General features: G+C 76.5%; 5 protein-coding genes. All 5 read left to right on the forward strand.

The genetic code is table 11. The features are described 5' to 3' along the window. The first annotated feature begins 188 nt into the window (after nt 1–188). Nucleotides 189–986: a formate/nitrite transporter family protein gene (locus HLB09_RS13360; RefSeq protein ID WP_212771054.1), complete on the forward strand. Its 798-nt coding sequence runs from the start codon at nt 189–191 to the stop codon at nt 984–986. A 76-nt stretch (nt 987–1,062) separates the two neighbouring features. Next, nucleotides 1,063–1,764, forward strand: coding sequence for a demethylmenaquinone methyltransferase (locus tag HLB09_RS13365; protein WP_171203841.1), 702 nt, complete (start codon nt 1,063–1,065; stop codon nt 1,762–1,764). A gap of 108 nt (nt 1,765–1,872) precedes the next feature. Next, nucleotides 1,873–2,046: a CsbD family protein gene (locus tag HLB09_RS13370; RefSeq protein ID WP_171203842.1), complete on the forward strand. Its 174-nt coding sequence runs from the start codon at nt 1,873–1,875 to the stop codon at nt 2,044–2,046. A 202-nt stretch (nt 2,047–2,248) separates the two neighbouring features. Then, nucleotides 2,249–3,547: a geranylgeranyl reductase family protein gene (locus HLB09_RS13375; protein ID WP_322790182.1), complete on the forward strand. Its 1,299-nt coding sequence runs from the start codon at nt 2,249–2,251 to the stop codon at nt 3,545–3,547. 145 nt (nt 3,548–3,692) lie between these two features. Further along, nucleotides 3,693–4,549: polyprenyl synthetase family protein (locus HLB09_RS13380; protein WP_171203844.1), on the forward strand; the 857-nt coding region annotated here is incomplete at its 3' end.

Below are 4,549 nucleotides of genomic sequence, written 5' to 3' on the forward strand. Positions count from 1 at the left end.
CGTCGGCGCGACCTCGCCCACATGCCTCGGGCCCGCCCCTCGCGGGCCCCCCGCCGCACCGTCCCGCCGGCCGACGCCGGCCCCGCACCGACCAGGGGAGCACGCCCGTGAGCGACAGCACGCAGGAGACGACGGGGCGGGGCGAGCCCGAGCCGGGCAGCGCCACCGACCCCGCCGCCCGGTCCCGTCTGGGCGACAACGACGCCCCGGTCGAGGAGGAGCTCGAGGAGGAGGTCGACGAGATCGTCGACGAGGGCGCGCAGCGGCTCCACCGCACGTGGACCGAGCTGCTCGTCACCGGCTTCTTCGGCGGTCTCGAGGTGGGGCTCGGCGTCCTCGCGCTGATCGCCGTCTACGAGGCCACGGGCAGCCACCTGCTGGCGGGCCTGGCCTTCGGCATCGGCTTCCTGGCGCTCATGCTCGCCCACAGCGAGCTCTTCACCGAGGGGTTCCTCGTCCCCGTCACGGCCGTCGCCGCCAAGCGCGCGTCCTGGCAGCAGCTCGCCCGCCTGTGGGGCGGGACCATCGTGACCAACCTCCTCGGCGGCCTCGTGTTCATGGCCATCGCCATGACCGCCTTCCCCTCCCTGCGGTCGACCACCGTGGAGATGGGATCCCACTTCGTCGAGGCCGACTGGTCGTGGGAGACGGTCACGCTCGCAGTCCTCGCCGGCAGCACGATCACCCTGATGACGCGCATGCAGCACGGCGCGGACTCCGAGACGGGCAAGGTGGCCGCGGCCTTCGCCGGCGCCTTCCTGCTCGCCGGGCTGCAGATGGTCCACTCGATCCTCGACTCGCTCCTCGCCTTCGGCGCGCTCCTCGTGGGGGCGCCCTTCGGGTGGCTCGACTGGCTGGGGTGGTTCGTCCCCACGGCGGCGCTCAACATGGTCGGCGGCCTCCTCCTCGTGACGGCCCTCCGGCTGCTGCGCAGCAAGGTGGCCCTCGACGAGGAGCGCGAAGAGGTCGAGCGGGAGCAGTCGTGACCGCCGCGCGGCCGGCGGGACAGCGGCGGGCGGCTGGCCGTCCTCGGTCCGGCGACGGCTGGCAGACTCCCCGCTCGTGACGCGCGCCGACCTCGACAAGCAGCCCTCCGAGGTGGCGGCGATGTTCGACGCCGTGGCCCGCCGCTACGACGTCACGAACGACGTCCTGTCGCTCGGCCAGGACCGGCGGTGGCGTCGCGCGGTCGTGCGCGCGCTCGACGTGCGGCCGGGGGAGCGCGTGCTCGACCTCGCCGCCGGGACCGGCACCAGCAGCGCGCCGCTGGCGGCCCTGGGCGCGCACGTCGTGGCCTGCGACTTCTCCCTGGGCATGCTCCGCGCGGGGGCCGCGCGGCGCGCGCTGCCCTTCGCCGCGGGGGACGCCACGCGGCTGCCCTTCGCCGACGGCGCCTTCGACGCCGTCACCATCTCCTTCGGCCTGCGGAACGTCACCGACACCGCCGCTGCGCTCCGGGAGATGCTGCGCGTCGTGCGGCCCGGGGGGCGCCTCGTCGTCTGCGAGTTCTCGGCGCCGACGTGGCGGCCCTTCCGCACCGTCTACACCGAGTACCTCATGCGCGCCCTGCCCCCCGTCGCGCGCCGGACGAGCTCCAACCCCGAGGCGTACGTGTACCTCGCCGAGTCGATCCGGGCGTGGCCCGACCAGCGGGCGCTGGCCGAGCGCATCACCGCGGCCGGGTGGGGCGACGTCGCCTGGCGCGACCTGACGGGCGGCGTCGTCGCCCTGCACCGCGCGGTGAGGCCTGCGCCCGCGGCGTGACGGCGGGGCCCGCGGCGTGACGGCGGGGCCGGCGGTCGAGGTGCGCCGCTGGTGGACCGGTGCTTCAGTCGACGCTGTAAGCAACGGCCCCGAGACGAGGAGGCTCCCATGAGCGCCGCCGACAAGATCAAGAACGCCGCCCAGGACGTGGCGGGCAAGGCGAAGGAGGCCGTGGGCGGCCTCAAGGACGACGACGCGATGCGCGCCGAGGGCCAGAAGGACCAGGCCGCCGCCGACGCGAAGCAGCGCGGCGAGCACGTCAAGGACGCGTTCAAGGGCTGAGCCTCCGCTCCCCCTCCCGGGCCCCGTCGCCGCGCGCGACGGGGCCCGTCGCGCGCCCGGGACCGTCCGAGGAGCGGGTGACCCGCCGGTCGCCGACGCCGAGGGGCTCCGTAGCATGAGGAGCACGGGCGGGGGAAGACCTGTCCGGCCCGGGCCCTGCGCCCGCGCGACCCCGCCACCCCCTGCCACCCTGCGAGGCGACGTGCCCTCCTCAGCCGCTGAGCGCTCCGCCGACGTCCTCGTGGTCGGCGCCGGACCCGCCGGCGCCACGGCGGCCCGACACCTCGCCGCGGCCGGCGTCGACGTCCTCGTGCTGGAGAAGACGTCCTTCCCGCGGGAGAAGGTCTGCGGCGACGGGCTGACGCCCCGGGCGGTCCGCGAGCTGCTGGCCCTGGGGCTCGACCTCTCGCCGGAGGCCGGCTGGGTGCGGAACAAGGGCCTGCGGATCATCGGCGGCGGCATGCGCGTCGAGCTGCCGTGGCCCGAGCTCGCGTCCTTCCCCGACCACGGGCTGGTGCGCACCCGCCTGGACATGGACCACCTGCTCGTCGAGCACGCCCGCGCGGCCGGGGCCCGCGTGCAGGAGCGGACGAGCGTCACCGGCGCCGTCGTGGACGAGGCCACCGGCCGGGTCGTCGGCGTCCGGGCCCACCCCGTCGACGAGCGGGGCCGCCGCGCCGGGGAGGACGTCGAGCACCGGGCCCGGGTCGTCCTCGCCGCGGACGGCGTCTCCGCCCGGCTGGCCCTGTCCGTCGGCCTCGCCCGCCGGGAGGACCGGCCCATGGGCGTCGCGGTGCGCACGTACTACCGCTCCCCGCGCCACGACGACGACTGGATGGAGAGCTGGCTCGAGCTGTGGGACGGCGAGCCGGGGCGCTCGCGCCTGCTCCCCGGCTACGGCTGGGTCTTCGGCGTCGGGGACGGCACGAGCAACGTGGGCCTCGGGGTCCTCAACTCCTCGAGCGCCTACGGCAAGGTCGACTACCGCGACCTCCTGCGGCGGTGGACGGCGACGATGCCGGCCGACTGGCAGTTCGACGAGGAGCACCGCGAGGGCCCCGTGCGCGGCGCCGCCCTCCCCATGGGCTTCAACCGGACCCCGCACCACCACGCCGGGATGCTGCTGCTCGGGGACGCGGGCGGCATGGTCAACCCGTTCAACGGCGAGGGCATCGCCTACGCCATGGAGTCCGCGCGCATCGCCGCCGACGTGGCCGTGCAGGCCCTCGGGCGCCCCGACGCGGCCTCGCGGCTGCGGGCGCTCGACGCCTACCCGGCCGCCGTCCGCTCCGCCTGGGGCGGCTACTTCACGCTCGGGGCCGTCTTCGTCAAGATGATCGGCCACCCCGCCGTCATGGAGGCGGCCACGCGGCACGGCCTGCCGCGCCCGGTGGTCATGCGCCTCGTCGTCAAGCTGCTCGCCAACCTCACCGACCCGCGCGGGGGCGACGCGCTGGACCGCGTCGTCAACGGGCTGCAGCGCCTGGCCCCGGCGGCCTGAGGTGGCCGTGCACGGGGCGCCCGCCGCGTCCGGGACACTGGGGGGCGTGAGCCCCCGCAGACCCCTCCAGAGCACGCCGCCGGCCGGTGCCGGCTGGGGGGTCCCCGGACCCTCCGGCGCGCTCGCGGAGCGGGTGGGGGCGCGGATGGAGGCGGTCGAGGCGCAGCTGCGCGTCGCCGTCGCGCACTCCGACCGGCTGGCGGACAGCACCTCCCGCCACCTCGTCGAGGCGGGCGGCAAGCGCGTGCGGCCCCTGCTCGTGCTCCTCGCGGGCGAGCTCGGCGACGGCGCGGCGCCCGAGGTCGTCGAGGCGGCGGTGGTCGTCGAGCTCACCCACCTCGCGACGCTGTACCACGACGACGTCATGGACTCGGCGCCGCTGCGCCGCGGGGCCCCGGCCGCCCAGCAGGTGTGGGGCAACAACGTGGCCATCCTCACCGGCGACCTGCTCTTCGCCCGCGCGTCCCGCCTCGTGGCGGCGCTGGGGCCGGAGGCCGTGGAGATCCAGGCCGCCACCTTCGAGCGCCTGTGCCTCGGCCAGCTCCACGAGACGGTCGGCCCCGACGAGGGCGAGGACCCGGTGGCGCACTACCTCCAGGTGCTCTCGGACAAGACCGGGTCCCTCATCGCGACGTCGGCGCTGTTCGGCGCCATGTTCGGCGGCTGCGAGCAGCAGGTGCGCGACGTCGTCGTCGCCTACGGCGAGCGGGTGGGGGTCGCCTTCCAGCTCGCCGACGACGTGCTCGACCTCCTCGGCGACGACAGCGGCAAGCGCGCGGGCACGGACCTGCGCGAGCGGGTGCCGACGCTGCCCGTGCTCCTGGCCCGCGACGCCGCGGCCCGGGGCGACGAGCGGGCGGCCGCCGCGGTGGCGCTCGTCGACGGCCCGCTCGACGCCGACGACGACCTCGCGCGCGCGGTCGCGGCCCTGCGGTCGCTGCCCTCGACCGACGTGGCGCGCGCTCGCGCGCAGCACTGCGCCCAGGAGGCCGTCGACGCGCT

It is taken from the genome of Pseudokineococcus marinus, from assembly GCF_013004605.1.
Classification (GTDB): domain Bacteria; phylum Actinomycetota; class Actinomycetes; order Actinomycetales; family Quadrisphaeraceae; genus Pseudokineococcus; species Pseudokineococcus marinus.

Bases quoted from the DNA above. Each gene is read 5' to 3' on its own strand.
- HLB09_RS13370 (WP_171203842.1), top strand. From the start codon at position 1,873: ATGAGCGCCGCCGACAAGATCAAGAACGCCGCCCAGGACGTGGCGGGC.